The 432-nt window shown below is 53.5% G+C and carries 1 pseudogene; it reads right to left on the bottom strand.

The features are described from left to right. Positions 1–432 (bottom strand): annotated as a pseudogene (gene eno / locus KMS84_RS43930) (phosphopyruvate hydratase); the annotation flags it as partial.

The raw sequence follows: 432 nt of genomic DNA, 5'->3' as shown, positions 1-432 counted from the left end.
TCTCTGTGATGCCTCGCTGAACCCGTTCGACGTTGGTGACAAACAGGTCATCTCCAACCAACTCGATCCGGTCACCCAGCACAGTATTCAATAGCTTCCAGCCCGACCAATCGTCTTCCGCGAGGCCATCTTCCAGTACCGCAATCGGGTACTTGTCGACCCAGGAGGAATAGAGGCTAATCAGCTCTTGGGCATCGACCTTACGACCTTCCGACCGCAGATGGTAAAGACCGTTTTCATAGAAACCGCTGGATGCTGGATCGATAGCGATCTCGATCTGAGATCCAGGGGCGTAACCGGCCCTTTCAATTGCCTTAATGATCAGCTCAATGGCGTCTGAATTTTTCTTGAGTACCGGCGCAAAGCCGCCCTCATCTCCGACCGCTGTTGAATAGCCGGCGTCTTTAAGCACCGCTTTCAGCTCGTGGTACA

Source organism: Streptomyces hilarionis (genome assembly GCF_024539675.1).
Taxonomy (GTDB): Bacteria; Actinomycetota; Actinomycetes; order Streptomycetales; family Streptomycetaceae; genus Streptomyces; species Streptomyces hilarionis.
Note: the sequence above shows the minus strand (reverse complement) of the source record. Positions and strands in the feature narration are given on the sequence as shown.